Origin of the sequence: Paracidovorax citrulli (genome assembly GCF_900100305.1) — a bacterium.
GTDB classification, from domain to species: Bacteria; Pseudomonadota; Gammaproteobacteria; order Burkholderiales; family Burkholderiaceae_C; genus Paracidovorax; species Paracidovorax citrulli.
The window spans coordinates 1-22,555 of sequence record NZ_FNEY01000021.1 but is presented as its reverse complement, the minus strand read 5'-3'; the positions used below and the strand labels follow the sequence as shown (position 1 = coordinate 22,555).

Annotated in this window: 26 protein-coding genes; 12 read left to right on the top strand and 14 right to left on the bottom strand. The window is 69.5% G+C overall.

Translation table 11 applies throughout. The features are described 5' to 3' along the window. Positions 1-22 precede the first annotated feature (22 nt). Together BLR99_RS14590 and BLR99_RS14585 are read left to right on the top strand one after the other, a co-directional pair. Complete coding sequence (locus tag BLR99_RS14590) at positions 23-550, top strand: group I truncated hemoglobin (RefSeq protein WP_011795089.1); 528 nt, start codon at positions 23-25, stop codon at positions 548-550. Between the two features lie 65 nt (positions 551-615). Then, on the top strand, positions 616-1,893 hold the full coding sequence (locus BLR99_RS14585; protein ID WP_011795090.1) for a DNA polymerase Y family protein: 1,278 nt from the start codon (positions 616-618) through the stop codon (positions 1,891-1,893). A 404-nt stretch (positions 1,894-2,297) separates the two neighbouring features. Here the strand turns inward: BLR99_RS14585 and BLR99_RS14575 are convergent, their stop codons facing one another. The 5 genes from BLR99_RS14575 to purM all read right to left on the bottom strand — a co-directional run bounded on the left by BLR99_RS14575 (position 2,298) and on the right by purM (position 6,835). Continuing rightward, positions 2,298-3,287, bottom strand: a complete 990-nt coding sequence (locus tag BLR99_RS14575) for a GlxA family transcriptional regulator (RefSeq protein ID WP_011795092.1) — start codon at positions 3,285-3,287, stop codon at positions 2,298-2,300. Next, a complete protein-coding gene (locus tag BLR99_RS14570; RefSeq protein ID WP_011795093.1) occupies positions 3,284-3,964 on the bottom strand; it encodes a DJ-1/PfpI family protein in 681 nt (226 codons plus the stop codon). The genes BLR99_RS14575 and BLR99_RS14570 overlap by 4 nt, the downstream gene beginning before the upstream one ends. Next, positions 3,961-4,554: an isochorismatase family protein gene (locus BLR99_RS14565; RefSeq protein WP_011795094.1), complete on the bottom strand. Its 594-nt coding sequence runs from the start codon at positions 4,552-4,554 to the stop codon at positions 3,961-3,963. The genes BLR99_RS14570 and BLR99_RS14565 overlap by 4 nt, the downstream gene beginning before the upstream one ends. Positions 4,555-4,679: 125 nt before the next feature. Further along, entirely contained in the window at positions 4,680-5,738 is a 1,059-nt protein-coding gene (locus BLR99_RS14560) for an AI-2E family transporter (protein ID WP_011795095.1), read from the bottom strand. Between the two features lie 38 nt (positions 5,739-5,776). Then, the gene (gene purM / locus BLR99_RS14555) at positions 5,777-6,835 is read right to left on the bottom strand and encodes a phosphoribosylformylglycinamidine cyclo-ligase (RefSeq protein WP_011795096.1); all 1,059 of its coding nucleotides are present in this window, start codon (positions 6,833-6,835) and stop codon (positions 5,777-5,779) included. Between the two features lie 380 nt (positions 6,836-7,215). Between purM and hda the strand changes: the two genes are divergently transcribed. The 4 genes from hda to folK are packed head-to-tail and all read left to right on the top strand — an operon-like array spanning position 7,216 to position 10,816. Then, a complete protein-coding gene (gene hda, locus BLR99_RS14550; protein WP_011795097.1) occupies positions 7,216-7,926 on the top strand; it encodes a DnaA regulatory inactivator Hda in 711 nt (236 codons plus the stop codon). Positions 7,927-7,980: 54 nt separating this feature from the next. Continuing rightward, entirely contained in the window at positions 7,981-8,694 is a 714-nt protein-coding gene (locus BLR99_RS14545; RefSeq protein ID WP_074687321.1) for a histidinol-phosphatase, read from the top strand. Next, entirely contained in the window at positions 8,691-10,283 is a 1,593-nt protein-coding gene (gene pcnB, locus BLR99_RS14540) for a polynucleotide adenylyltransferase PcnB (protein ID WP_074687319.1), read from the top strand. The genes BLR99_RS14545 and pcnB overlap by 4 nt, the downstream gene beginning before the upstream one ends. Beyond that, on the top strand, positions 10,283-10,816 hold the full coding sequence (folK, locus tag BLR99_RS14535) for a 2-amino-4-hydroxy-6-hydroxymethyldihydropteridine diphosphokinase (RefSeq protein WP_083369983.1): 534 nt from the start codon (positions 10,283-10,285) through the stop codon (positions 10,814-10,816). Before pcnB ends, folK begins: the two co-directional genes overlap by 1 nt. Here folK and BLR99_RS14530 read toward each other — a convergent pair. Further along, positions 10,788-11,780, bottom strand: coding sequence for a Bug family tripartite tricarboxylate transporter substrate binding protein (locus BLR99_RS14530; RefSeq protein WP_074687317.1), 993 nt, complete (start codon positions 11,778-11,780; stop codon positions 10,788-10,790). The genes folK and BLR99_RS14530 overlap by 29 nt on opposite strands. Positions 11,781-11,965: 185 nt before the next feature. Here BLR99_RS14530 and BLR99_RS14525 point away from each other — a divergent pair, with 185 nt between their 5' ends. Further along, on the top strand, positions 11,966-12,313 hold the full coding sequence (locus tag BLR99_RS14525; RefSeq protein ID WP_074687315.1) for a four-helix bundle copper-binding protein: 348 nt from the start codon (positions 11,966-11,968) through the stop codon (positions 12,311-12,313). 51 nt (positions 12,314-12,364) lie between these two features. Here BLR99_RS14525 and BLR99_RS14520 read toward each other — a convergent pair whose 3' ends face one another. Continuing rightward, positions 12,365-13,438 (bottom strand): CDP-6-deoxy-delta-3,4-glucoseen reductase, encoded by a 1,074-nt coding sequence (locus tag BLR99_RS14520; RefSeq protein WP_074687313.1) that lies wholly within the window; start codon positions 13,436-13,438, stop codon positions 12,365-12,367. Positions 13,439-13,482: 44 nt separating this feature from the next. On the opposite strand from BLR99_RS14520, the gene BLR99_RS14515 reads away from it, so the two are divergent. Beyond that, positions 13,483-14,430: an NAD-dependent epimerase/dehydratase family protein gene (locus BLR99_RS14515; protein WP_074687311.1), complete on the top strand. Its 948-nt coding sequence runs from the start codon at positions 13,483-13,485 to the stop codon at positions 14,428-14,430. On the opposite strand, the gene BLR99_RS14510 is transcribed toward BLR99_RS14515, so the two are convergent. From BLR99_RS14510 to BLR99_RS14495, 4 genes are all read right to left on the bottom strand, one after another. Further along, on the bottom strand, positions 14,427-15,131 hold the full coding sequence (locus BLR99_RS14510) for a DUF4124 domain-containing protein (RefSeq protein WP_074687309.1): 705 nt from the start codon (positions 15,129-15,131) through the stop codon (positions 14,427-14,429). The two genes, BLR99_RS14515 and BLR99_RS14510, sit on opposite strands and share 4 nt — an antisense overlap. A gap of 22 nt (positions 15,132-15,153) precedes the next feature. After that, positions 15,154-15,696 carry a hypothetical protein gene (locus BLR99_RS14505; protein WP_041827355.1) on the bottom strand — a complete coding sequence of 181 codons (543 nt, stop codon included), beginning with the start codon at positions 15,694-15,696 and terminating at the stop codon, positions 15,154-15,156. Between the two features lie 189 nt (positions 15,697-15,885). Continuing rightward, on the bottom strand, positions 15,886-17,163 hold the full coding sequence (locus BLR99_RS14500) for a CaiB/BaiF CoA transferase family protein (RefSeq protein WP_074687307.1): 1,278 nt from the start codon (positions 17,161-17,163) through the stop codon (positions 15,886-15,888). Positions 17,164-17,170: 7 nt separating this feature from the next. After that, the gene (locus BLR99_RS14495; RefSeq protein ID WP_011795108.1) at positions 17,171-18,370 is read right to left on the bottom strand and encodes an acyl-CoA dehydrogenase; all 1,200 of its coding nucleotides are present in this window, start codon (positions 18,368-18,370) and stop codon (positions 17,171-17,173) included. Between the two features lie 153 nt (positions 18,371-18,523). On the opposite strand from BLR99_RS14495, the gene BLR99_RS14490 reads away from it, so the two are divergent. From BLR99_RS14490 to BLR99_RS14480, 4 genes are all read left to right on the top strand, one after another. Next, the gene (locus tag BLR99_RS14490) at positions 18,524-19,423 is read left to right on the top strand and encodes a LysR substrate-binding domain-containing protein (RefSeq protein WP_011795109.1); all 900 of its coding nucleotides are present in this window, start codon (positions 18,524-18,526) and stop codon (positions 19,421-19,423) included. 124 nt (positions 19,424-19,547) lie between these two features. Next, positions 19,548-19,778 (top strand): hypothetical protein, encoded by a 231-nt coding sequence (locus tag BLR99_RS14485; RefSeq protein ID WP_011795110.1) that lies wholly within the window; start codon positions 19,548-19,550, stop codon positions 19,776-19,778. Positions 19,779-20,258: 480 nt separating this feature from the next. Beyond that, the gene (locus BLR99_RS23150; RefSeq protein WP_165843001.1) at positions 20,259-20,405 is read left to right on the top strand and encodes a hypothetical protein; all 147 of its coding nucleotides are present in this window, start codon (positions 20,259-20,261) and stop codon (positions 20,403-20,405) included. A 41-nt stretch (positions 20,406-20,446) separates the two neighbouring features. After that, on the top strand, positions 20,447-20,674 hold the full coding sequence (locus BLR99_RS14480; protein ID WP_011795111.1) for a hypothetical protein: 228 nt from the start codon (positions 20,447-20,449) through the stop codon (positions 20,672-20,674). A gap of 176 nt (positions 20,675-20,850) precedes the next feature. Here BLR99_RS14480 and BLR99_RS14475 read toward each other — a convergent pair whose 3' ends face one another. The 3 genes from BLR99_RS14475 to BLR99_RS14470 form a co-directional block, all read right to left on the bottom strand. Then, complete coding sequence (locus tag BLR99_RS14475; RefSeq protein ID WP_011795112.1) at positions 20,851-21,603, bottom strand: DUF1828 domain-containing protein; 753 nt, start codon at positions 21,601-21,603, stop codon at positions 20,851-20,853. Beyond that, a complete protein-coding gene (locus BLR99_RS22620; protein ID WP_017438592.1) occupies positions 21,600-22,064 on the bottom strand; it encodes a hypothetical protein in 465 nt (154 codons plus the stop codon). Before BLR99_RS22620 ends, BLR99_RS14475 begins: the two co-directional genes overlap by 4 nt. Before the next feature lie 174 nt (positions 22,065-22,238). After that, a partial coding sequence (locus BLR99_RS14470; RefSeq protein WP_139160166.1) for an integrase core domain-containing protein occupies positions 22,239-22,555 on the bottom strand: 317 nt, incomplete at its 5' end.

Genomic DNA, 22,555 nt, shown 5'->3' with positions numbered 1-22,555 from the left:
CATGCGCGGCAGGAACCACTCCATGATCTTCCTCCGTTACGCCGTGGCCGCGGGCGCGGCCTTTCTCGCCTGCGGCGGCCTGCCGGGCGCCATCGTGCCTGCCCATGCGCAGGACGCGCCGCCGACCCAGGCCCTCCTCATTCCCCCGCCGGTCCCGCGCCAGCCGGTCGATACCTCGGTGCTGCCGGCACCCCCCGGCCTCTACGAAGCGCTGGGCGGGCGCGAGCGCATCGCCCGCGTGGTGGACCGGCTCATCGATGCCGCCGTCGTGCATCCGCAGATCGGCCCGATCTTCAAGGGGGTGCGCCCGCGCGCGCTCAAGGACAGCATCGCCGCGCAACTGTGCGTGGTGACCGGCGGGCCCTGCGAATACGAAGGCGTCAGCATGAAGGACGCCCATGCCGACCTGCGCATCCGCCGGAGCGATTTCAACGTGCTGGTGGAATTGCTGCAGGATGCCATGGACGCCGAGGGCATTCCCTTCGCGCAGCAGAGCCGGCTGCTGGCGCTCCTGGCGCCCATGCACCGCGACATCATCACCGTCCGCTGAACGAATGCCCGGGCCGCGGCGGGGCACGCCGCGGTGCGCTGCAGGCGCCGGGCGGGCGCGGCACAATGCGTTCCGTGAGCGCATCCCCTGACACGTCCGCGCAGCCGCAGGCCGCGGCCCTTCCCGCCGGCGCGGCGGCGGCGTCCCTGCCGCGCCGCATCGCTCACCTGGACATGGATGCCTTCTACGCCTCGGTCGAGCTGCTGCGCTATCCGCAGCTCAAGGGCCTGCCGGCCGTCATCGGCGGCGGCCGCCGGAGCGAGGACGAGGCACTCGCCCGGGCCTATGCCGGCCGCGAGTCCGAGATCCCGGTGGAGGCTTTTCCGCTGCTGCGCGACTACGTGGGCCGGGGCGTGATCACCACCGCCACCTACCCGGCCCGGCAGTTCGGCGTGGGCTCGGCCATGGGCCTGATGAAGGCGGCGCGGCTGTGCCCGCAGGCCATCCTGCTGCCGGTGGATTTCGCGTCCTACCGGCGCTTCTCGCGGCAGTTCAAGGACGTGATCCTCTCCATCGCCCCCGTCATGGAAGACCGCGGCGTGGACGAGGTGTATATCGACTTCACCGCGGTGCCCGGGGGCCAGCGCGAGGGCGGGCGGGTGCTCGCGCGGCTCATCCAGAAAAGCATCTTCGAGGTCACGGGCCTGACCTGCTCGATCGGCGTCGCGCCCAACAAGCTCATCGCCAAGATGGCGAGCGAATTCAACAAGCCCAACGGCATCTCGATCGTGCACGAGGGCGACCTGCAGGCGGCGATCTGGCCGCTGGCCTGCCGCAAGATCAACGGTATCGGCCCCAAGGCCGACGCCAAACTGCAGTCCTACGGCATCCACACCATCGGCGACCTCGCGGCGCGCCCGCGCGACTGGCTGGTGCGCACCTTCGGCAAGGCGTACGGCGCCTGGCTGCACGAGGCCGCCTGGGGGCGCGACGACCGGGCCGTGGTGACCGAGAGCGAGCCCGTCTCCATGAGCCGCGAGACCACCTTCGACCGCGACCTGCACGCCGTGCGCGACCGCGCGGAACTCGGCCGCATCTTCACCGACCTGTGCGAGCGCGTGGCCGAAGACCTGCGCCGCAAGGGCTACGTGGGCAAGACGATCGGCATCAAGCTGCGCTACGACGACTTCAGGATCGCCACGCGCGACCAGACCATCGCGGCCTACACGCGCGACGCCGCCGCGATCCGCCGCACGGCGGGCGAATGCCTCAAGCGCGTGCCGCTGGACAAGCGCCTGCGGCTGCTGGGGGTGCGCGTGGGCAATCTGCTGACGGATGAGGAAGCACGCGAGGCCGAGGCGGCGGCCCGCGTGCCGGAGACGCGGCGGCTCTTCGACGACTGACGCTACTTCGTAGCCCGCCGGGCTTGCCGCAGTCCGCTGCCTCTCGGCTTCCTCCAGGCGCTTCCTGGCCTCTGCCAGTTCCATGTCACCGAGAAGCTTGTCGCCTGGCACCAGCAACCCCCCTTTGATGCAGGCCAGATCCTGCACGGCAATCTGGAGATCCTTGTCGCCGTCGAATGCAGCCTTGCTTTCGCCACGGGTATTGCTTCGCGAGCTTCCCGTTCTCGTTCACGATGCCGGCAGCCTGCATGAGCGCGGCCGCCTCAGTTCCCGAAAGGGCTGGAAACCTGAAGTCGGAGCCGCCGGCTTTCAGAACGCGCTTGACGGCCGTACCAATCTTGGGCTGAAGGGCAGCATCCACCGATGGCGTGTGCTTGCGCACGCGGCGTTCCGGAACAGCGCGCTCAGGCGCGGGCCGGCTCCGACGGCGTACCGCCGCGCCCGAACCGGTGCCATGCCCGGCGCAGCTGAGTGTCCGAACTGAAGCCGGCCAGGGCCGCGGCCTGCGTCACCGTGTGGCCGGTGTTCAGTGCCGCCTCGGCCGTGGCCAGCCGGATGGTGCGCAGCCAGGCCAGGGGGGCGATGCCCGCATGGTCGATGAACAGGCGGGTGAGATGGCGGGGCGATGCATGCGCGACCTCGGCCATGGCCGGAACGCTCCAGTCTCCGGCCGGGTGCTGCGACACCGCGTCCTGCACGCGGTGGAGCGCCGGGTGCAGGTGGTTGCGGTGGGCGAGAAACGGCGAGAACTCCGGGTCGTGGGGGCCGCGCCGCAACGCCACCACCATGGTCTGAGCCACCTGCGCGGCGATGGCCGGGCCGCATTCGTCCGCGATGCGGTGCAGCACGAGATCGATGCCGGTGGTGACGCCCGCGCTGCTGTAGAGCGGGGCATCCGGCACGAAGACCCGGTTGGCCACCACGTCGCAGCGCGGTTCCACCTGCTGCAGCTCCGCGAGGTGCTGGTGGTGCGTGGTGGCGCGACGGCCCGCGAGCAGCCCGGCATGGGCCGCGAGCACCGAGCCCGCGCAGATGGTCAGCAGTTCGAGCCGTCTCCGTTCCGGCCGCAGGCCGCGCAGCCAGTGCAGCAGCGCGCGGGCCTCTGCGGTCGCCACGTCGATCGCCGCGCCGGGCAGGCCGATCAGAACCACCCAGGCGGCGGCAGGCCATGCCGTGGGCAGGGGCTCCAGTCCGCTGAGCACAGCGCCGACCGAAGTCACCGATTGCGGCGTGGGGCTCGCGAAGCGCAGCACGAAACGCTCGGGCAGCCCCTGCGCGTGCAGGCACTGGTTGGCGATGCGCAGCGCTTCCGCCGGGCCGGCCCAGTCCAGTACCAGGCTGTGGGGCAGCAAGGCGAAGACGACGTGGATCGGGCCGGGCCGGTCGCCGTTCATGCGTGCGATACCCCTTGAGGATCGGGATGCCAGGGCGTGTCCATCTGGCGGGCCGTGCGTCCGGCGAGCGCGCGGCCGGCAAGGCGTTCCACCAGGTGCAGCGACAGGTCGATGCCGGCGCTGATGCCCGCCGAAGTGAACAGCCGGCCGGCACCGCCGTGCTGGACCCAGCGCACGCCCGTGCGCACGTCGAGCCGCGGGAACTGCCTGCGCAGGTCGTCCACATCCTCCCAGTGCGTGGTGACCGCGCCGTCCCGCACCACACCCGCGGCCGCGAGCAGGAAGGCGCCCGTGCAGACCGAGGCCGTCACCCGGGCACTGGCGGCGGCGCGCGCGATCCAGGCGAGGGTATCGGGGCAGCGCATGGCATCGTCCACCACGCCGCCCGGCACGATCAGCACATCGGGCAGAACGGCGTCGCTGAAATCGCCGTCCGGCACGATGCGCAGGCCTGCGCGCGCCCGCACGACGACTCCGCCGGCGGTCGTACGGGCCACGCAGCGCACGTCGAACAGCGGCGGCGTGCCGGGCTGATGGCGCGCATGCAGGCGGGCCGCGGTGGTGAAAACCTCGTAGGGGCCCGCCAGGTCCAGCGCCTCCACGTCGTCGAACGCCAGGAGCGCCACCCGGATGGAGGCAGGCGGGGGTTGCCCGTCCATCGCCTCCACGGCGCTCATGCCGCCTCTCCGGCAAGGGCCGCTTCAGTGCCTGCCCCCGCGCGGGACAGCGCCTGGGCCACCGTGCACAGGGTGGCGAAGCGGCCTGCGAGCACGGTCTCCGTACGGGCCAGGATGTCCGCCGCCGTCAGCACCCGGCCGTCGGGCTGGCGCATGTCCCAGGTCAGCGTGGCCTCGCCCACATAGTCCACTTCCCAGCCCAGGTCGCTGGCGTGGCGCGTGGTGGTCTCGCAGCACTGTTCGGTGCGGATGCCGCTCACGATCAGCCGGCCGATACCCTGGCGCGTGAGCCAGACGTCCAGGCCGGTGCCCACCAGCGCGCTGTGGCGGTGCTTGGTGAATTCCGCCGCGGGCGCGGACCCGGCCAGCCCGGCCAGGGGGCGTACATGCCCGGATGCAGGCGCGAAGGGGTTCGATGCCTCTTCGGGACCATCGCTGTGCAGTATCCGCACGACCGGAATGCCGCGCGCCTCGCAGCCCTCGATGAGCGCGTTCTGCGCCGCGAGGTAGGCGGGCAGGCCGTCTTCCGAGAAAAAGGGGCGGTGGCGGAACGACTCCTGCACGTCGATCACTAACAGACAGGCTTTCATGGCAATCTCCCGTAGGCGGTTGGGTGTTTCGATTGCCTTGATGGTGCCGCCAGGCCGCCCGGAAGTCCGGCCGTGCGCGGACCTGTACCGATCAATTCCGGACAAGCTTCGGCGCGTGGTGGCCGTCACACCAGCCGCACGGCTTCCAGCTCTTTCTTCAGGTAGGCGTAGAAGAGCGGCGCCGCCACCAGCCCCGCAGGGCCGAATACCGCCTCGGCCACGAACATCACCGACAGCAGCTCCCACACGCCCATGTGCGTGCGCTGGCCCACCACCTTCGCGTTGATGACGTATTCGGCCTTGTGGATCAGCACCAGGAAGGCCAGGCAGGCGATGGCCGCGGTCGGCGAAACCGACAGGCCCACGATGGTGATGACCGCGTTGCACAGCAGGTTGCCCACGATCGGCACCAGGCCCGCCAGGAAGGTCAGCGTGATGAGGGCGGGGGTGTAGGGCAGGCGCAGGTCCCACAGCGGCAGGATGGCCAGCAGGAACAGCGCGGTGAGCAGGGTGTTGAACGTGGCGATCCAGAACTGCGCCGCCACGATCTGCCGGAAGGCGTCGCCCAGGTAGGTGATGCGCTCGCCCAGCGCCACCGCGATCGGCCCGCGTGTACCGTCCAGCGGCCGAACGGCGGCCAGTGCGCCGATGAGCAGGCCCACGTAGGCATGCAGCAGGCCCGCCAGCCAGACACGCCCGGCCAGGGCCAGCGCGCCGGCCTTGGCGCCCAGGTAGCCGGCGATGGTGCGCTGGATTTCCGCGGCGCCCTCGGGCAGGTGCGCGCCAATGTCGGCCGGCAGCTTCTGCCGCAGTTCCAGCACGGTGCGCGCGAGGAAGTCGAGCAGCTCACGGTATTGCTGCGGCGCCTCCACGATGTAGGTGCGCGAATGCGTGGCTGCGAGCGCCACCAGCACCAGCGGCGCAATGCCCACCAGCGTGGCGGCCGCGACCTGGCCCGAGCGAAAGGCGCGGCCGCCTGCCTGCCAGCCGCGGGGCAGGGCGCCGGCCAGCCGTGGCGCGAGCCAGCGGGTGAGCAGGAAGCCCAGGCAGGCGCAGATCAGGCCGGGCAGCAGGCCCTGCCACATCACGAGCAGCAGGGCGCCACCCATCAGCAGGTAGCTGGCGGTACGCACGCCGCGCGTCGGCGCGGCGGGGGCCGGGTCGGCCGTCGGAAGCGGCTCCATGGGATGGCGCGAAAAGGGATGTGGGATGTGCTGGCGGATCAGGCGACCACGACCGGGGCGCCCGTACCGCGCTCGGCGATCACGCCGATGGCGTGCACGGATTCGCCCTGCGCGCGCAGCGTGGCGGCGACGGCCTCGGCCTGGGCGGCGGACACCACCACCGCCATGCCGATGCCGTTGTTGAAGGTGCGGTTCATCTCGATGTCGTCGATGCCGGCCGTCTTCTGCAGCCAGGCGAACAGTTCGGTCTGCGGCCAGCTGCCGGCCTTGAGGTGGGCGGCGAGGCCTTCGGGCAGCACGCGCGGGATGTTCTCCAGCAGGCCGCCGCCCGTGATGTGGGCCAGGGCCTTGATGCCGCCAGCGTCGGCGGGGTGCTGCGCCAGCGCGGCCAGCACGTTCTTCACGTACAGGCGCGTGGGTTCCATGATGGCCTGCCTGAAGGGCTTGCCGTCCAGCGTGGCGGGGGCGGAGTCTCCGGCGCGCTCGATGCACTTGCGCACCAGGCTGAAGCCATTGGAGTGCACGCCGGCGGAGGCCAGGCCCAGCACCACGTCGCCGGCAGCCACTTCGCGGCCGGTGAGGATCTTCGACTTCTCGACCGCGCCCACGGCGAAGCCCGCGAGGTCGTATTCGCCGTCCGGGTACATGCCGGGCATCTCGGCGGTCTCGCCGCCGATCAGCGCGCAGCCCGACAGCTCGCAGCCGCGGGCGATGCCGCCCACCACCGCGGCGGCGGTGTCCACATGGAGCTTGCCGCAGGCGAAGTAGTCCAGGAAGAAGAGCGGCTCGGCGCCCTGCACCAGCACGTCGTTCACGCTCATGGCCACGAGGTCGATGCCTACCGTATCGTGCATGTTCCACTCGAAGGCCAGCTTGAGCTTGGTGCCCACGCCGTCGGTGCCGGAAACCAGCACCGGCTCCTTGTAGCGCTTGGGCACCTCGAACAGCGCGCCGAAGCCGCCGATGCCGGCCAGCACGCCTTCGCGCATCGTCTTCTTCGCCAGCGGCTTGATGCGCTCGACCAGCGCGTCGCCCGCGTCGATGTCGACGCCGGCGTCTTTGTACGAAATGGGAGTGGAGGAAGCGGAGGAACTCATGGGCTCGATGGTGTGGTGCGGGGGCCGCGGGGCGGGCCGGATCGCGCGGATTCTAAGGCCGCGCCGGCATCGCGGCCCAATGCCCCCTCGGCCGTGCACGCCCCGGGTGGCCGGTGCGTGGCGGCGCCGGCCTCTGCAGCAGACTAAAATCGCGGGTTGCCCGGGCTGCCGGGCCTCGCCGCTTTCCCCGGTGCGCGTCGCCGGGACGGCCTGCGGCGTGCGCACGGCCGGTGGCCATGCACCCTGCCGCCCCTGATCCTCGTCCGTTTTCCATCCATGCCGCTGCCGCTTTCCCCGTTCCGCGCCACCGCCGTGCACGCACCCGTGCCGCCGGCCCGCCGCGCGCCGGTGGCCGTACCCGGCGGCCTGCAAGGGCTCCCATGAAGCAGCTCGCGCTCGACATCGGCCTGTCCACCGGACCCACGCTGGCGCGGTTCTTTCCCGGCGCCAACGCCCAGGCATTGCAGCATCTGCGCATCGCGGTGGGGGAGGGGGACGCGGCCTCGGGCGCGGCGCCGGTGCGCTCGCCGGTTCCCACCTACCTCTGGGGCGAGTCGGGCAGCGGCAAAACCCACCTGCTCGAAGCCGTGCGCGAGGCGCTGCGCGAACAGGGCTGCACGGTGGGCTGGCTCGACGCGTCGGTGATGCTGCCCACGGCCTTCGACGAGCGCTGGTCCGCCGTGCTGCTCGACGAGGTGCACCTGTATTCCACCGCCCAGCAGGCCGCGGCGTTCAATTGGTTCATCAACGCCATCAGCCCCGCCGTCGGCGCGCCGCGCTGGGTGCTGGCCGCCGGCGAACTGCCGCCCGCGGACCTGCCGCTGCGCGACGACCTGCGCACGCGCCTGGGCTGGGGCCACATATTCCAATTGCACCTGCTGGACGAAACCGAGCGCCGCGCGGTGCTGCGGCAGGAAGCCGACGCCCGCGGCATCGCCCTGGGCGACGACGTGGTGAACTACATGCTGGGCCGCTTCTCGCGCGACCTGGGCAGCCTCATGCAGTTGCTCGACCAGCTCGACAGTTTCGCGCTGCGCACGCAGCGGGCCATCACGATCCCCCTGCTCAAGACCATGCTGGAATCCGAATAGCGGGCCGACGCCGCTGCCGACGACGCTTAGTTCCCCTTCGCACCGAATGCCCGCATGACCCCCGACACTCCGGCCTCCCCAGATCGCCGCCCCCGGCTCGCGCTCTTCGACCTGGACCACACGCTTTTGCCGCTCGACTCCGACTACGAGTGGGGCGAGTTCACCATCCGCATCGGCTGGAACGACCGCACCGAATTCGGGCGCCGCAACAAGGAGTTCTACGACCACTACGTGGCCGGCACGCTGAATGTGCACGACTATGTGCGCTTCGCGGTGGATGCGGCGCGCCGGCACGGGCCCGAGGCGGCCGCGGCGGCGCACGCGCAGTTCATGCGCGAGGTCATCGGCCCGGCCATCCTGCCGCAGGCGCTCGACCTGCTGCGTACCCACCAGGGCGCAGGCGACGAGGTCGTGATCATCACGGCCACCAACGAGTTCGTCACCGCCCCGATCGCGCAGGCCCTGGGCGTGGAACAACTGCTGGCCGTGGAGCTCGAGCGCGACGGGAGCGGCTGGATCACCGGCTGCATCCGCGGTGTGCCCTCCATGCGCGAAGGCAAGGTGCAGCGCATGGAACAATGGCTGTCCGCCCGCGGCTGGACCTGGAGCGATGTGGAAAGCACTTTCTACAGCGATTCCATGAACGACGTGCCCCTGCTCGAAAAAGTCGACCATCCCGTCGCCACCAACCCCGACCCCCGCCTGCGCGCACTGGCGCAGCAGCGCGGCTGGCGCATCCTGGACCTGTTTTCTACGCCAACACCATGATCAAGAAGTTCATCGACAAGCTGCTCGGCAAGGCCGCGCCGGGCACGGGCCGTGGGAAACACCGCTTCGGCAAGCGCGAGGACGTGCCCGCCTCCGTGCACGGTATCGACCCGGAACTCGTGGACCGCCGCGCCACCGAGGTGGTGCGCACGCTGCAGCAGGCCGGCTACGAGGCCTACATCGTCGGCGGCGCCGTGCGCGACCTGCTGCTGGGCCTCAAGCCCAAGGACTTCGACGTGGCCACCAACGCCACGCCGGAACAGGTCAAGGGCCTGTTCCGCCGGGCCTTCATCATCGGCAAGCGCTTCCGCATCGTGCACGTGGTGCACGGCCGCGGCCGCGAGCACGAGGTGATCGAGGTCTCCACCTTCCGCGCCTATCTCGACAATGCCGCGGCCGAGCAGGTCAGCGGCAACGAGAAGACCTCCAGGGCCGCTCTGGCGGGCATGCAGCACGCCGTGGACGCCAGCGGCCGCGTGCTGCGCGACAACGTCTGGGGCCCGCAGGACGAGGACGCCACCCGCCGCGACTTCACCATCAACGCGATGTACTACGACCCGGCCACGCAGGTGGTGGTGGACTACCACAAGGGCATCCAGGACGCGCGCAAGAAGGTGATCCGCATGATCGGCGACCCGGCCACGCGCTACCGCGAAGACCCGGTGCGCATCATCCGCGCCGTGCGCTTCGCGGCCAAGCTCGCCGGTGTCGGCTTCACGATCGAGCCCAAGACCGCGGCGCCGCTGGTGGAGTCGCAGGCGCTGCTGGCCGACGTGCCGCAGAGCCGCATGTTCGACGAGATGCTCAAGCTGCTGCAGACGGGCCATGCCATCGCCACGATCGAGCAGCTCAGGAAGCTGGGCCTCGCCACCGGTATCTACCCGCTGCTGGACGTGGTGGTGGAGCGGGCCGGCACGTCCTTCGTGAGCGCCGCGCTGGCCGACACCGACCGCCGCGTGGGCGAGGGCAAGCCGGTCGCGCCGAGCTTCCTGCTCGCCTGCGTGCTCTGGCAGGACGTGAAGACGCAATGGGACCGCCGCCTCGCGCAGCGCGAGCATCCGTTCCCGGCGCTGCAGGGCGCGATCGACGACGTGTTCGACCAGCGCATCGGCGATGTGTCCGGCCGCGGCAAGCTGGCCGCCGACATGCGCGAGATCTGGGTCATGCAGCCGCGCTTCGAGAAGCGCGTGGGCACCACGCCATTCAGCATGGTCACGCACCTGCGCTTCCGCGCGGGCTTCGACTTCCTGCGGCTGCGCGCCGATGTGGGCGAGATCGACGAGGCCCTGGCCGACTGGTGGCAGGAGTTCCAGCTGGCCGATGAAGCCCGCCGGGAGGACATGATCGACCAGGTGCGCGAGGAGCAGAAGCAGCGCCAGCGCAAGAACCAGCCCGTGGTGCGCCGCGTGCCCAAGCCGGTGCCGCAGGAGGGCGCGCCCGCCGCCGATGATGCGCCGCAGGCGCCCGCCGGCGACGATGGCGCCGAAGGCAATGCCGGCGATTCTGGTGCCGTGAAGAAGCGCCGTCGGCGCCGCCGCAAGCCTGCGGGCGGGGGCGATGGCGCGCCGCAGGGCGCACCCGACGCCTGATGCCCGGGACGGCCATGGGCGTGTCCCGGGAGCCGGTCCTGGCCGGCATCGGTCTGGGCGCCAATCTCGGGGATGCCCGGGCCGCGCTGGCCGGGGCCGTGGCCGCGCTGGCCGGACTGCCGTCCACGTGCCTGCAGGCGGTGTCGTCGCTGTATGCGAGCGCTCCGGTGGATGCGCAGGGCCCGGATTACCTGAATGCCGTGGCGCTGGTGTCCACCGGACTGACAGCCCCGGCCTTGCTGGATGCGCTCCTGGTCATCGAGGCCGATGCGGGGCGAGAGCGCCCCTACCGCAACGCGCCGCGCACGCTGGATCTCGACCTGCTCTTCTATGGCGGCGCGCGCATCGCATCGCCGCGCCTGCTGGTGCCGCATCCGCGTGCGGACGAGCGGGCCTTCGTGCTGCGGCCCCTGGCGGAAGTGGCGCCACAGCGGGTGCCGGCCGCTGCACTCGAACGCGTGGCAGGCCAGCGCGTGGAAGTGGCCGCCGGACCCGGCTGGAGCCCTAGTCCACCTTCGCGCCGGACGCCTTGACCACCTGCTGGTACTTGGCGCGCTCGGATGCCATGAAGGCATCGAACTGCTCGGGCGTGGAAGACACCGGCTCGGCCATGAGCGCGGTGAAGCGGGCCTTGGTTTCCGGGGCGTTCAGTGCCGCAACGAAAGCCTTGTTGAGTTTGGCGATCACCGGACGGGGCGTGGCCGCGGGAGCGACCAGTCCCCACCAGGTGTCGATGGAAAAGCCCTTGAACGTGTCCGACAGCGGAGGCACGCCCGGCAGCATCGGCGACGGCTGCAGCGAGGTCACGGCCAGCGCCTTGATCTTGCCCGCGCGGATGTTCGGGGCCGCGGCGGCGAGGTTGTCGATGTTGAAGTCCACCTCGCCGGCGAGCAGCGCCAGCTGCGCCGGGCTCGCGCCGCGGTAGGGAATGTGCAGCGCGAAGATGCCGGCGCGTTGCTTGAACATCTCGCCGGCCAGGTGGCCCGCGCTGCCGTTGCCGCCGCTGCCGTAGTTCAGCTTGGCCGGGTTGGCCTTGGCGTAGGCGATGAGGTCGGCCAGGGTGTTGATCTTCAGCTGCTCGGCCTTGGCCGCGTTCATCACCAGCACGTTGGGCACGCGGACCATCTGCGTGATACCCGTGAAATCCTTGGCCGCGTCGTAGGGCATGCGGCTGTAGAGCCAGGGGTTCACGGCGTGCGTGGCGGTGGCCGCCAGCCCGATGGTGAGGCCGTCCGGAGCCGCCTTGGCCACGGCATCCGCGCCGATGTTGCCACCGGCGCCGGCCTTGTTGTCGATGATCACCGTGCCCAGCGAGTCGCGCACGCGCTCGGCCAGCAGCCGGGCGGTGGCATCGAGCGGGCCGCCCGGAGCGTAGGGAACGATCAGCCGGATGGGAGCGTCGTGCGCGGGGGCCTGGGCCAGCGCCAGGGGGGAAACACAGGCGGCGGCAGCCGTCGCCGAGAGAAGGAAGTGTCTGCGGTGCGTCATGGCCGCCATTGTGCAGAAAAACCGCGCGTCCGACGCCGGGAGCTTCGGTGCGGTGTCCTACAGCATCACCTTGCGGCGATTTCTATAAAGGACATATCGAGCGCCGCGGCGCTCGGCTGCCGGGCCCGCCGCCCGCACGTAGCGCCGCCCGCGTCCATCGGCCCCAGGCCGCATCCCCTTCCCGGAGATCCTGCATGCAGACATCCCAGAACACGCTTCCCCCGTCCCGCTACGCCGATTGCATCCGTGCCTGCAACGACTGCGCCGATGCATGCGACACCTGCGCAGCGTCCTGCCTGCGCGAGCCCGAGCCGCGCCACATGGTGCGCTGCATCGCGCTCGACATGGACTGCGCGGCCCTGTGCCGCGTGGCCGCCGGCGCCATGGCACGCGAGAGCGCGCATGCCTACGAAATCTGCGCGCTCTGTGCCCGCCTGTGCGACGCCTGCGCCAACGAATGTTCCCGGCACGACATGGCGCATTGCCAGGCCTGCGCAGCGATGTGCCGGCGCTGCGCCGACCTGTGCCGTGCGATGGGCTGATCCGCATCGGCCGGCCCGGCCCCTGTCGGGAGCCGCCGAAGCAGGCGCCGCTCAGGCGGCGACGGTATCGCCGTGCTTGTCGGCCTCGGACGTGAAGGCGTCCGCGTAGAACTCCTCCGGCGGCAGCCCGCGCTCGGCGCTGTACGCCTTGCGCGCCGACTCCACCACCACGGGCGCGCCGCAGGCATACACCTGGTGGCCCGACAGATCGGCGTGGTCGTCCATCACCGCCTGGTGCACGAAGCCGGTACGGCCCGTCCATCCGTCTTCCGGCAGCGCGTTCGACACCACCGGTACGTAGCGCAGCTGAGGCATGTCCGCCAGGCGCTCCCGCACCCAGGCGTCCATGTACAGGTCCGCCGGGCGGCGGCCGCCCCAGTACAGCGTGGCGGGCCGGTCGATGCCCTTGAAGCGCAGTTGCTCGATGAGCGCCTTCACCGGCGCGAAGCCCGTGCCCGAGGCGAGCAGGATGATCGGCTTGGTGCTGTCCTCGCGCAAGAAGAAGCTGCCGAAGGGGCCTTCCACGCGCAGGATTTCCTTTTCCTTCATGGCGCCGAACACATGGTCGGTGAAACGGCCGCCCGGCATGTGCCGGATGTGCAGCTCGATGCCCGGCGCCTCCTCCTGCGTGTGCGGCGCGCAGGCCATCGAATAGGCGCGGCGCGCACCGTCCTTGAGGATGAACTCGACGTACTGGCCCGCGTGGTAGCGGAACGTGTCGGCGGCGGGCAACTGCAGCCGCACCACCATCACGTCGTGCGACGCGCGCGTGAGCGTGGAGACGCGCACGGGCATCTTCTTGACCGGGTAGGCGCTCTCGTCGGTCACCTGGCGCGATTCCAGCACCACGTCGGTGAGCGGCTGGGCGCAGCAGGTGAGCACGAAGCCCGCGTCGGCCTCCTCGGGCGTCAAGGCCTTGGACTGGTGTTCGCCGTGCACCACCGAACCGCTCAGCTTGCGGCATTTGCAGGAACCGCAGGCGCCGTCCTTGCAGCCGTAGGGCAGGCCCACGCCGCTGCGGATGGCAGCGCCCAGCAGGGTTTCGCCGGCCTGGGCGGTGAAGGCACGGCCGCTGGGCTGCACGGTGATCTGGTGGGAGGCTGCGGCCGTCGCTGCGGTGTTCATGGGGTCGTTATCCTTGCGTGTCTCTTCGTTGCCGGATCTGGATTTTGCCCTCAAACCTGAACCCCCTCGGCGCGCTGCCGGCGCGTTTCCGCCGTGAACGTGTGCTGGTCGTCGGCTGCGGCGACGTGGGCCTGCGCGCCGTGCGCGCGCTGCAGGCCGGCCAGGGCGCGCCACGGCCGCGCGTCCTGGCGCTGACCTCCACCCCCGCGCGCATGGCCGGACTGCGCGCGGCCGGCACCGTGCCGCTCGTGGGTGATCTGGACGACGTGCGCACCCTGCGGCGCCTCGCTGGCCTCGCCACGCGCGTGCTGCACCTGGCGCCGCCGCCCGGCGAGCGCGATGCGGGCACCGCATGGTGGACCGACCCCCGCACCGTGGCCCTGGCGCGCGTGCTGCGGCTACGCAGCCTGCCGCGCGCACTGGTGTACGGCTCGACCAGCGGCGTCTATGGCGACTGCGGCGGCGCGCGCGTGCCCGAGACGCGGCCCGTCGCGCCCGCCACGCCGCGGGCCCGGCGCCGCGTGAACGCCGAGCGCGCGGTGCGCCACCTGGGCCGGGCGGGCGTGCGCGCGAGCGTGCTGCGCATTCCCGGCATCTATGCGCCCGATCGCGAGGGCGGCACGCCCGAGGCACGGCTGCGCCGCGGCACGCCCGCGCTGGTGCGCGAGGACGACGTGCATACCAATCACATTCATGCCGACGACCTCGCCCGCGCGTGCGTGGCCGCCCTGTGGCGGGGGCGTGCGCAGCGCATCTATCACGTAAGCGACGCGAGTGGTCTGAAGATGGGCGATTACTTCGACCTGGCCGCAGACCTGTACGGCCTGCCGCGCCCGCGCAGGATCACGCGCGCCCAGGCCGGCGAAGAACTCTCGCCGATGCTGCTCAGCTTCATGAGCGAATCGCGCCGGCTCGATGCCACGCGGCTCGCGAAGGAATTGCGGGTGCGGCTGCGGTATCCGACCGTGGCCGAGGGGTTGCGCAGCGCTTAACGGGGATAGATGTTCCCGTTGCCGTCATAGCACCGGAACACGTTGCACTGCGTGCCCGGCGGCTTGGGCACGGGCACGGCCGGCTGCACGACCACGGGATGCCGCGGCACCACCACCACGGGCGGCACATGGATGTCCTGCGTGCCATACGTGGCACCACCGTTGCCGCGCGAGCGTTCCACCTGCGTGTAGCCTGCGGAGCCCAGGCAGTCCAGCTCCATCTGCCGCTGCGCCGCCGACAGGCGGGCCTGCGCCTCATAGCTGCCCTGGCCGGGTTCGGCCGCGACGCGGTCGAGCTGGCGGCGCGAACGCGCGCACTCGGGCGAGCGCGCCGGGTCGGTGGAGACCTCGCGTCCGGCACGCGCCCGCGACTCGCGCGCCTCGCGCAACGCCTGCTGTTGCTCGGCCAGGGCCTCGGCCTCCTGCCGCTGGCGCTTGGTCTCCAATGCGGCGCGCGCCTGCTCGCGTTCCCGGTCGATCTCCTCGGGTGTCTTGCGCGGCTCCACCTCGCGCGCGGCCGCACCCCGGCCGCAACTGCCGTCCGTATAGGTCACCTGTCCCGTCGCGGGATCCGTGCAGCGCAGGACCTGGGCCTGGACGGGCGCGCCAGCCAGCCAGAGCGCCGCAGCGAGGCCGGCGCAGCCCAGGACGCCGGCGCAGGGCCTGGAAGGAATGCGCGCCGGGGTGGTGGCAGGGGTCATGGCAGCTGTCCTTGCATGGTTTTCAGGGTCTCGGGAAGACACGGTTCGGTGCCTCCTGCGGAGGCAGCCGGCCCCGGGAGCGCATGTCGTCGCGCCAGCGCTGCTGATCGGCTTGCCGGCGGGCCTCGTCCTGCAGCGTGCCGCTGAGGGACGGACCCGGCCCCCTGGCCCGGTCGCGTTCCCGCTGCCTTTCCCGTTCCCGCTCGCGTTCCTGGCGGCGGCCGGCTTCCCAGGCCTCGCGGTCTCGCCGCTCGCGCCATGCGCGCTCCCTCTCGTCGCGGTCCCGGCGCTCGCGCCAGGCGTCGTCCCAGGGGGAGGGACGCACCACATACCCCGGCGGGGGAACGACCACGGGATAGCCGGGCCGGGGGACCACGTAGGTGGGCTGTTCATACACCGTGACCGATCCGCCGTAGGGATAGGACGGGCCGACGGGATAGGGGGCGCCGTAGGCCGGACCGGAACCGTAGCCGTAGTACGGATCGCCCGGCACGGCGCAGCCCGCTGCCATGGCGCCCAGCAGCGTGGCGGCCAGGGACTTGAGGAGGAGGGCAGGTGGGCGCATGGGGCTTTCGCTGCAGGTGCGGCTCCGGTGCCCCGGGGGCGGGCCGGTCCGTGGTGGACGGGTGCCCGGCCGGCAGACCGCCGGCCGGGCGAAGGATGACGGCAATATGACGCGTCGCCCCGTATTCTGGTTGACTTCCATCCAGGCCGTCTGTCGGCCCGTGCCGCGATCCGCGCGGCAGCCGGACGGCTACACCACCCCCGCGCCGCGCAGACGGGCCACGGCGGCCGCGTCCAGCCCCATGTCCGCCAGAATCTCTTCGGTATGCTGCCCCAGCGCGGGCGGCGCATGGCGCAGCACGGGCGGCGTGGCCGACAGCCGCAACGGGCTGGCGACGCCGCGCACGGTGGCGATGCCATCGGCACCTGCACTGCCGTCCGGCCGGCGCGGAAGCTCCACGGCGAGCCCGCGCGCGCGCACCTGCGGATCATTGAACGCCTGGGCGATGCTATTGATCGGCCCGCACGGCACGGCCTTGTCCTCCAGCAGCGCCACCCATTCCGCGGTGCTGCGCGTGCGGGTCACCGGCTCCATCAGCGGCACCAGTTCGGCGCGGTGCACCACGCGCAGGGTATTGGTCCTGAACCGCGCGTCCGATGCCCATTCCGGCCGGCCGGCGGCCGTGCAGAAGCGCGCGAACTGGCCGTCGTTGCCGATGGCCAGCAGCATGGCGCCGTCGGCCGTGGGAAAGTCCTGGTAGGGCACCAGGCTCGGGTGGCTGTTGCCCTGGCGCCGCGGCGATTCCCCGGTGGCCAGGAAACCCGCGGCCTGGTTGGCCAGCACGGCCATGCCCACGTCCAGCAGGGCCATGTCGATGTGCTGGCCCTCGCCAGTGTGCTGCCTGGCATGCAGTGCTGCCAGGATGGCATTGCTGGCATACAGGCCCGTGAACAGGTCGATCACCGCCACGCCCACCCGCAGCGGGCCGCCGCCGGGTTCGCCGTCCGCCCGGCCCGTGATGTCCATCAGGCCGGTCAAGGCCTGCACCATCAGGTCGTAGCCGGCCCGGGCGGCATAGGGGCCGTCCTGCCCGAAGCCCGTCACCGAGCAGTAGATGAGCCGCGGGTTCAGGGCCCGCAGGCTCTCGTGGTCCAGCCCGTACTGCTTCAGCCCGCCCACCTTGAAGTTTTCCACCACCACGTCCGCCCGCAGCGCCATGGCACGGATCAGTGCCTGGCCTTCCGGGTGGGCCATGTCGATGGTGATGGAGCGCTTGTTGCGGTTGCAGGCCGTGAAGTAGGCCGCCTGGTCCGTCTCGCGGCCCTGGGCATCCTTCAGGAACGGCGGGCCCCACTGGCGCGTATCGTCACCCAGGCCGGGGCGCTCGACCTTGACCACGTCCGCGCCCAGGTCGGCCAGTACCTGGGTGCACCACGGTCCGGCCAGCACGCGCGAGAGGTCGAGTACCCGGATACCGGCGAGCGCGCCGGCCGCGGGCGCGGGGGAGGGCAGGGGAGCCGCGTCCATGGCGCCGTCAGTTCGCGAACGCGGCGATGCCCGTCTGGGCGCGGCCCAGGATGAGCGCATGCACGTCGTGCGTGCCCTCGTAGGTGTTGACCACCTCCAGGTTCACCAGGTGCCGTGCCACGCCGAACTCGTCGCTGATGCCGTTGCCGCCCATCATGTCGCGCGCCATGCGGGCGATGTCCAGCGCCTTGCCGCAGCTGTTGCGCTTGATGATGGAAGTGGCCTCCACGGCGGCCGTGCCTTCGTCCTTCATGCGGCCCAGGCGCAGGCAGGCCTGCAGGCCGATGGCGATCTCGGTCTGCATGTCGGCCAGCTTCTTCTGGATGAGCTGGTTGGCGGCGAGCGGCCGGCCGAACTGCTTGCGGTCCAGCGTGTACTGGCGCGCCGTGTGCCAGCAGAACTCGGCCGCGCCCAGCGCGCCCCAGGCGATGCCGTAGCGCGCGCTGTTCAGGCAGGTGAACGGACCCTTGAGGCCCTGTACCTCGGGGAAGGCGTTCTCCTCGGGCACGAACACATCGTCCATCACGATCTCGCCGGTGATGGAGGCACGCAGGCCCACCTTGCCGTGGATGGCCGGCGCCGTGAGGCCCTGCATGCCCTTTTCCAGCACGAAGCCGCGGATCGGGCCCACGGCGCCGGATTCGCTCACCTCCTTGGCCCAGACGACGAACACGTCGGCGATGGGGCTGTTGGTGATCCACATCTTGCTGCCCTTGAGCTTGTAGCCGCCCGCGGTCTTGTGGGCGCGCGTGGCCATGCTGCCGGGGTCGGATCCGTGGTCGGGTTCGGTCAGTCCGAAGCAGCCGATCCATTCGCCGCTCGCCAGCTTCGGCAGGTACTTCTGCTTCTGCGCCTCGGTGCCGAACTCGAAGATCGGCACCATCACCAGCGAGCTCTGCACGCTGGCCATGGAGCGGTAGCCCGAATCGATGCGTTCGATCTCGCGGGCGATCAGGCCGTAGGCCACATAGTTCAGCCCGGGGCCGCCGTACTGCTCAGGGATGGTCGGGCCCAGCAGGCCCAGCTCGCCCATCTCGCGGAAGATGGCCGTATCGGTCTTTTCGTGGCGGAACTGTTCCAGCACGCGGGTCGCCAGCCGGTCGCGGCAGTAGGCCGCCGCGGCATCGCGCACCATGCGCTCGTCGTCGCTGAGCTGCTGGTCGAGCAGGAAGGGATCTTCCCAGTGGAAGGCTGCAGGGCGGGCCATGGTGTGTCTCCTTGAAATCGGGCGAAAGATGTGATTTGCCGGTTCGGCATGTCACTCGGAATGCATGGATGCTATGCCTTGTGGATGGGCTGCGGCAAGCGATGAACTCGCATCCAGAAATGAGCTTTTGGAATACCTGTGTAGCATCCGGCCATGCGCCGCACCCTGCCGTCCACCCAGGCCCTGGCCTGTTTCGAAGCCGCCGCCCGCCATGAAAGCTACACGCGGGCGGCCCAGGAACTGTTCCTCACGCAAAGCGCCGTGTCGCGGCAGATCATGGCGCTGGAGGAGTTCCTGGGCGTGGCGCTGTTCCGCCGCACCCGCCACGGCGTGGCGCTGACGCCGGCCGGCACGCACTACGCCGCCCAGGTCGGGCGCTGGCTCGAAGGCCTGGAGCGCGACACGCTCGACGTCATGGCCCACCAGGGGCAGGGCGGTTCCATCCGCCTCGCCGCCGTGCCCACCTTCGCCACCCGCTGGCTGGTGCCCCGCCTGCCCCGGCTGGCCGAGCGGCATCCCGACATCGTCGTTCACATCGAGACCCAGGTGCGGCCCTTCCTTTTCGCGGATGCGGGCTTCGATGCGGCCCTTTATGCCGGCACGCCCGAGCAGGTGGCCAATTGGCCCGGCACCCAGGCCCTGCGGTTGATGCAGGAGGATGTGGCTCCGGTCTGCAGCCCCGCGCTGCTGCCGGAGGGGCGGCCCCTGCCGCCGGAAGCCCTGGCGGAACTGCCGCTGCTGCAGCAGACGACGCGGCCGCTGGCCTGGCGCCAGTGGTTCGAATCCATGGGGGTGCATGCCCCACAGCATGCCCTGGACGGCCCGCGCTACGAGCTCTTTTCCATGTCCGCCGTGGCCGCCGCCCACGGCCTGGGCGTGGCGCTGGTACCGCTGATGCTGATCGAGCCCGAGCGTGCCCGGGGCGAACTGGTGCCGGCCTGCGACCGCGCGCCGCGGGGAGGCCGAGGCTATTACTTCGTCACTCCCGCCCAGCCCCAGCCGCCGGTGGTCGCGGCGTTCGCCGCGTGGTTGCAGGACATGGCCGCGACTTGACCGCGACGGCGCCCTGTCCGGTTGCATCGCCCGCGACCGCGGGCTAGGCTGTGTCACACCTGCTGTAGAGCAGGCTTGCAGGCTCTGTTTCCCTGCCTATCGTCACAACAAGGAGTACCGGCACATGCAAAACCACACGAGCGGCACCTACCACGCCCCCCACTTCGATCCCACGGTCGATGAGCTCGAAGCCCTCAAGCAACTGGAGATCGGCCGCGCCATCAGCGTGCCGGAGGCCCTGCGCCACCATCTGTCCGGCCGACTCTACGAGCGCGGCTATATCGCCAAGAACGCCACCGGCGACCTGGTCATCACCGACAGCGGCCGTGCCCTGATCCGCCGCCAGGAAGGCTGACCACTGCCGTGCACGAGGCCGGGGGTGCCCCCGGTTTTTCTTTTCAGATCACCCGTCCGACATCGAACCCGCATTCGTCCTACATAGCGGAATTGGGGGTTTTCATACAGTAGCGGCTGTGCCTGCAGGAGACGGGAATTGTTCCCCTCCTCCGGCAGGTGCCCAAGATTGAACACAAGTGGCCAGGCCCGGTGATGGATCATCCCGCGGCGGGCCAGCAGGAAAAGGCGGCTCGGGCGGCATTGCCCCAGCCCCGTTACAGGAATTCCGCGCCGGCCGTGGCGCGATCTTCGGTGCATTTCGCATCGGTGCCGGCCGGCAATGTTCCGCCATTGAAGGACGAACATGAAAGAAATGCTGACTGTCGTGGCCGGATTCGTGCTTTTCTCCAGCCTGGGAATCGCCTACTTCGCGGCATCCGTCATGAGCGGCTTCTGAGCAGGCTCTTCCGCCGTCGCTCCCTCTCGTTCCCCATTCCCCATGCCTTCCCTGCACCGTTCCCCTGCCGACAAGGGCGACCAGCCCGTCGAGCCCGACATTCCGGCGCCTCCGCCGGAGCCGGCCGATCTGCCTCCCCATTGCGGATGGCTGCAGGGCTTCCCGGCGGTTGCACAGGCCCGGCCCTGACGGCCCCGATCCCTTCCTTCTTTTCTCCAAGGAACCCCGCCATGCTGTCCCGCACCACGCCGTCTCCCGCCACGCAGCAACAGGTGGATGCCGCAGAGAAGCGGGTGGGCGAGGTGCTGGAGGATCTGGAGGCAGACACCCAGGCCGAAGTGAGCAAGATCACGCTCGAGGACGTGGTGGATACCAACCCCCGTACCGGCCGGCCCGAAGTGCAGAAGCACGTGGACATCACCGTGGAGCCGAAGGCCGAGCGGAAGTGGTCGCGGTGAGTGCTGCTTTGGCGCCGCTTTAGTTTGGCGATCTTGTGACGCTTGGATGCTGCGCGCGTGGCAGATTGCAGAGCATCGAAGTTTTCTTCTTGGCGTTGATGGATGCGTACAACGCTGGACCGGTGGAGGCGTAAAAAAGCCCGTACGAGGCGGGCTTTGTGGCTGGGTAAGAATGCTCAGTGAACTACAGAAGGCTCTGGAGGTGCAATCTTGCTATAGCCGATGACCCGGCTCGCAATGCCTCTAAAAACCTGTTGGGTACTTTTCGCCCCTTCCTTATCGAACCTGTCGTCTACCACGACGGCAAGAGATTCATGCGCGTTGCTTTCGCGGTTGGTTATGTCCACCAATTTGTACAGTGCCGGAGCTGCCGACTGCGGCGATGGCTTGACTGCGACGTATCCCGTCCCACCGATCTTGAAGTCCAGTTCATGCCGCTTTCCTGAGCTTCCGACATAGCTAGGCCGCTGCTCCAATTCCTGCTCGGGGTGGAGTTGCATGAGTGCATGCGCCACCATGGTAGCGAAAGCTGACCCATCAGCATCTACGCCTTGGTGCTCTTCTTCCCAGGTCGTGATTGCTACCAAACACGCTATGTACCGCGCAAACGCTTCTGCGGGCTGCGATGCTTTAGACAGTACCTCTAGCACCCCACCCTCGTTGAGGGTCGCTCCGTGCTTGCTCGCAATGTTGCTCAAGAACCGCAACTTGTGTCCAGACTCGAATTTCATGCCGCGTCCAATGAGATGGAGCAGCGTCAACCCGTCGTCAAAGAACCGATGAACATCATTGCTGAACGTCTCAACGTATACAGGGAAAGGGTCACCATCAGCAAAAGAAAACGGGGTCACGATCTGCGCAAGCGAACCCTGCTCGTCAATGGGGTGGCAAGCAAATCCGGTTAATTTGAGTAGGTTGCTGCAAATCATGGCTTGAGCCTCAGGTATTCGGGGTCTTCAAGTGGGGGGCGGAACTGGATGTTGGTTCGGTGGGAGAAAAATTTCAGAATATCAGGAAAGGAACGCCATTCTCTCCACTGTGGGACTGGATCGCGTCCATCTCCGAAGTGCTCATGGGCTTCGTCGTGCCAGTCGTCTGGACAGTAGCTCTTGGCCGTAATCTGGAGTTGATAGACCCTGACCGGTAGCTGCTTGCGATGCTGTTTGAACACCGTCATCTTGATGGTGATGAGACGTGTGGTCGGCTGGCGGAAGAAATGGATCGCGACCACGAGCCCTGCGTTCTCACCTTTCGAATTCAGTAGCCCCAGTTCAAAACTAAATGCTCCCTTGGGTCGTTCCAAGAGCACCCAGTCGTCCGGTGATGCGTCTTCGCAGTAGTGCGGCTCTGACAGGATTGCCTCAGCTTCCGCCCTTGTAAGGCTGTCCATGCTCCCCCTTAAGTACTTGTATGGATCTGTTCTTGTAGTCAGGTCTTGCCGTTGGGTGATGCCGCGCGACTCTGCCGACGGGGAGCCTTGAGTTAAGTGCCTACCTTTAGAGGGCAGGTCTAACCCCGTACTCTGCTCTACCTCGTGAGCGAAATCGGCCGCGACACTGTAACGCTAGGTGTTGAGTCTCACGAGGTTGTTCACACCCGGAATGCGTGTGATGGGAGGCTGATGGCCGAGCGCGGAGTGTGGCCGGCACCAGTTGTAGCCGTCAATGAAGGGCTGCAGGGCAGCCGTGCGTTGGGCTGAGCTTTCGTAGGGTCTGGCATAGGCCCACTCCCGCAGGCTGGTCTGTACGAATCGCTCGGCCTTGCCGTTGGTCTTGGGCGTATAGGGCCGCGTGCGGATGTGGCGGATGCCCAATTCCTCGCAGGCCGCGCGGAAGGCGTTTTTGTAGCCAGAGCCGTTGTCGGTCATGACGCGCTCGATGC

Excerpts from the sequence above, each read along its gene's own strand:
- hda (WP_011795097.1), top strand. The coding sequence starts at position 7,216 with ATGAAGCAGCTCGCGCTCGACATCGGCCTGTCCACCGGACCCACGCTG.
- BLR99_RS14495 (WP_011795108.1), bottom strand. The coding sequence starts at position 18,370 with ATGGCCCGCCCTGCAGCCTTCCACTGGGAAGATCCCTTCCTGCTCGAC.
- BLR99_RS14485 (WP_011795110.1), top strand. The coding sequence starts at position 19,548 with ATGCAAAACCACACGAGCGGCACCTACCACGCCCCCCACTTCGATCCC.
- BLR99_RS14500 (WP_074687307.1), bottom strand. The coding sequence starts at position 17,163 with ATGGACGCGGCTCCCCTGCCCTCCCCCGCGCCCGCGGCCGGCGCGCTC.
- BLR99_RS22620 (WP_017438592.1), bottom strand. The coding sequence starts at position 22,064 with ATGGACAGCCTTACAAGGGCGGAAGCTGAGGCAATCCTGTCAGAGCCG.
- BLR99_RS14510 (WP_074687309.1), bottom strand. The coding sequence starts at position 15,131 with ATGACCCCTGCCACCACCCCGGCGCGCATTCCTTCCAGGCCCTGCGCC.
- BLR99_RS14565 (WP_011795094.1), bottom strand. The coding sequence starts at position 4,554 with ATGAAAGCCTGTCTGTTAGTGATCGACGTGCAGGAGTCGTTCCGCCAC.
- BLR99_RS14585 (WP_011795090.1), top strand. The coding sequence starts at position 616 with ATGCGTTCCGTGAGCGCATCCCCTGACACGTCCGCGCAGCCGCAGGCC.
- BLR99_RS14505 (WP_041827355.1), bottom strand. The coding sequence starts at position 15,696 with ATGCGCCCACCTGCCCTCCTCCTCAAGTCCCTGGCCGCCACGCTGCTG.
- pcnB (WP_074687319.1), top strand. The coding sequence starts at position 8,691 with ATGATCAAGAAGTTCATCGACAAGCTGCTCGGCAAGGCCGCGCCGGGC.
- BLR99_RS14525 (WP_074687315.1), top strand. The coding sequence starts at position 11,966 with ATGCAGACATCCCAGAACACGCTTCCCCCGTCCCGCTACGCCGATTGC.
- BLR99_RS14490 (WP_011795109.1), top strand. The coding sequence starts at position 18,524 with ATGCGCCGCACCCTGCCGTCCACCCAGGCCCTGGCCTGTTTCGAAGCC.
- purM (WP_011795096.1), bottom strand. The coding sequence starts at position 6,835 with ATGAGTTCCTCCGCTTCCTCCACTCCCATTTCGTACAAAGACGCCGGC.
- BLR99_RS23150 (WP_165843001.1), top strand. The coding sequence starts at position 20,259 with ATGCCTTCCCTGCACCGTTCCCCTGCCGACAAGGGCGACCAGCCCGTC.
- BLR99_RS14545 (WP_074687321.1), top strand. The coding sequence starts at position 7,981 with ATGACCCCCGACACTCCGGCCTCCCCAGATCGCCGCCCCCGGCTCGCG.
- BLR99_RS14590 (WP_011795089.1), top strand. The coding sequence starts at position 23 with ATGATCTTCCTCCGTTACGCCGTGGCCGCGGGCGCGGCCTTTCTCGCC.
- folK (WP_083369983.1), top strand. The coding sequence starts at position 10,283 with ATGCCCGGGACGGCCATGGGCGTGTCCCGGGAGCCGGTCCTGGCCGGC.
- BLR99_RS14560 (WP_011795095.1), bottom strand. The coding sequence starts at position 5,738 with ATGGAGCCGCTTCCGACGGCCGACCCGGCCCCCGCCGCGCCGACGCGC.
- BLR99_RS14575 (WP_011795092.1), bottom strand. The coding sequence starts at position 3,287 with ATGAACGGCGACCGGCCCGGCCCGATCCACGTCGTCTTCGCCTTGCTG.
- BLR99_RS14475 (WP_011795112.1), bottom strand. The coding sequence starts at position 21,603 with ATGATTTGCAGCAACCTACTCAAATTAACCGGATTTGCTTGCCACCCC.
- BLR99_RS14530 (WP_074687317.1), bottom strand. The coding sequence starts at position 11,780 with ATGGCGGCCATGACGCACCGCAGACACTTCCTTCTCTCGGCGACGGCT.
- BLR99_RS14570 (WP_011795093.1), bottom strand. The coding sequence starts at position 3,964 with ATGAGCGCCGTGGAGGCGATGGACGGGCAACCCCCGCCTGCCTCCATC.
- BLR99_RS14520 (WP_074687313.1), bottom strand. The coding sequence starts at position 13,438 with ATGAACACCGCAGCGACGGCCGCAGCCTCCCACCAGATCACCGTGCAG.
- BLR99_RS14480 (WP_011795111.1), top strand. The coding sequence starts at position 20,447 with ATGCTGTCCCGCACCACGCCGTCTCCCGCCACGCAGCAACAGGTGGAT.